General features: G+C 64.8%; 2 protein-coding genes. Both read left to right on the forward strand.

Annotation, left to right across the window (positions count from 1 at the left end; all coding sequences use genetic code 11):
• Nucleotides 1-659 (forward strand): type VI secretion system protein TssL, long form (gene tssL / locus HX846_RS17445; protein ID WP_178965782.1); only part of this gene is annotated, 659 nt, incomplete at its 5' end.
• On the forward strand, nucleotides 656-2,525 hold a 1,870-nt coding region (gene tssM / locus HX846_RS17450), incomplete at its 3' end, for a type VI secretion system membrane subunit TssM (RefSeq protein WP_178965783.1). The genes tssL and tssM, both read left to right, overlap by 4 nt.

The following is a 2,525-nucleotide window of genomic DNA, read 5'->3' on the forward strand; positions in this document are numbered from 1 at the left end:
CCCATTGGCGCGGCGTGACCGTGGCCCGTGATCGCCTGGCGCAGTTCATGCCGCCGTGGATCGCCGTGGCCATCGGCCTGGCACTGCTGTTGGCATTGCTGTTCGGGTTGCGGATGAAACTGGCGTCGGATGCCGAGCCGGTGTTCAAGAATATTCATGCCCTGGGGGAGATCCCGGTGCAGGCCATCGACCGTCCGGTGGCCCAGCCGAAAATCATTGAGCGACCGCGTCTGGCAGGCTTCCTGGTGGAAGACATCAAGGCCGGTCGCGTAGCCGTGGAAGATGCCGTCGACCGCTCCGTGGTGACCATCCGTGGTGATGAACTGTTCGCCTCGGCCAGCTCCAGCATCGTCGATGACTTCCAGCCGCTGATGCTGCGTATTGCCGACGCCATCCGCAAGGTCAAGGGCCAGGTGCGGGTCACCGGCCACAGCGATAACCGTCCGATTGCGACCCTGCGCTTTCCGTCCAACTGGGCGCTGTCCGAGGCGCGGGCCAAGTCGGTGCTGGAGATTCTCGCGGCCAAGACCGGCCAGCCGGAACGCTTCAGCGCCGAAGGCCGCAGCGACACCGAGCCGGTGGCGACCAACGCCACAGCCGAAGGCCGTGCGCGCAATCGCCGGGTAGAAATCACCGTATTGGCGGAGGGCGTCGAGTGAAGGCGTTTTTCAGTTTTGTGATTCGCTGGGTGATCCCGCTGCTGGGCCTGATTGCCTTGAGCCTGATCATCTGGTTTGTGGGCCCGTTGCTCGATGTGCTGGTGCCGGAAGGGCGCCGCTGGGCGCTGATCATCCTGGTGTTCGCGGTGTGGATTGCCTACCGCGTGTTCCGGATTATCCAGGCCCGGCGCCAGGCTGCCGAAGTGATGCGCAGCCTCGCGGCGGAAACCCCGCCAGACCCTGCCAGCGTCGCCACCGCCGAAGAGCTGGCGACCCTGCGCCAGCGCATGGACGAAGCCCTGGCCCTGTTGAAAAAGGCCAAGCTGGGCGGTGACGAGCGCCGCAACCTGTATGAGCTGCCGTGGTATGTGATCATCGGCCCACCGGGCTCGGGCAAGACCACCGCGCTGGTCAATTCCGGGCTGCACTTTCCCTTGGCGGCGCAGTTGGGTGCCGGTGCGGTACGGGGCGTGGGCGGTACGCGCAATTGCGATTGGTGGTTTACCGACCAGGCCGTATTGCTCGACACCGCTGGCCGCTACACCACCCAGGACAGCAACTCCACGGTGGATAAAGCCGCCTGGCTGGGCTTTCTCGACCTGCTGAAAAAGCAGCGATCCCGGCGCCCGATTGACGGTGCGTTTATCGCCATCAGCCTCTCGGACCTGCTGCTGGGCAGCGATGCCGAGCGTGCCGCCCATGCCGCCGCGATCCGCCTGCGCATCCAGGAGCTGTACACCCAACTGGGCGTGCGCTTCCCGATCTACCTGATGCTCACCAAGCTCGACCTGGTGCCGGGCTTCATGGAGTTCTTCGACAACCTGAGCAAGGAAGAGCGCGCCCAAGTGTGGGGCATGACCTTCGCCCTGGACGACGGCAAGAACAGCGACAGCCCGCTGGCCCATCTGCAAAGCGAGTTCGCCGGCCTGGAACAGCGCCTCAACGAGCGTCTGGTGGAGCGCCTGCAACAGGAACGCGATCCGGCGCGGCGCGACCTGATCTACGGTTTCCCGCAGCAGTTCGGCGCGTTGAAGGATTGCCTGCAAGGCTTCCTCGAAGGCGTGTTCAAACCCAACGCCTTTGAAGAGCGCGTCTTGCTGCGCGGTGTGTACTTCACCAGCGGCACCCAGGAAGGCAGCCCGATTGACCGCTTGATCGGCGCCATGGCCCAGAGCATGAACCTGGACCGCCAGCACCTGGCGCGCCAGACCGGCACCGGGCGCAGTTACTTCATCGAAAAACTGTTCACCGCCGTGGCGTTTGCCGAGCGTGGCCTGGTGGGCGTCAACCCGAAGGTCGAGCGCCGTCGCAAGTGGATTGCCCGGGGTGTGCTGGCCGCAACCGTGGCGCTGGTACTGGTCGTCAGCACGTTGTGGTGGGTGAGTTATCGCGCCAACCAGGCCTACATCGCCCAGGTTGACCAGAAGGTCGCGCCGTTGGGCCAGACCGTGCAGAACCTCAGCCCGGCACAGCGCGAAGTACTCGCGGTATTGCCGTTGCTCAATGCGGTGAAGAACCTGGCGGGCGACTCGCCGAGCTGGTCCGAAGGCTTGGGCCTGTATCAGGGCGACATGCTCGAAGCCGAATCCGCCAGCGTCTACCGCAAGCTGTTGATCGCCGTGTTCGCGCCCCGTTTGGTGACGCGCATCGAAGAGCAACTGCACGGCGGCGGCAATTCCGACTTCCTCTATGAAGGCTTGAAGGCCTACCTGATGCTCGCCGACAGCGAGCATTACGACCCGGACTTCATCAAGGCCTGGATCGCCCTCGACTGGGACCGCAACCTGCCGCGCGACCTGCCGGCGGACCAACGGCAGGCCCTGATCGGGCACTTGCAGGCCTTGTTCGAGCGGCATCCGCCCAGCG

The organism is Pseudomonas sp. K5002 (assembly GCF_013386655.1).
GTDB lineage: Bacteria > Pseudomonadota > Gammaproteobacteria > Pseudomonadales > Pseudomonadaceae > Aquipseudomonas.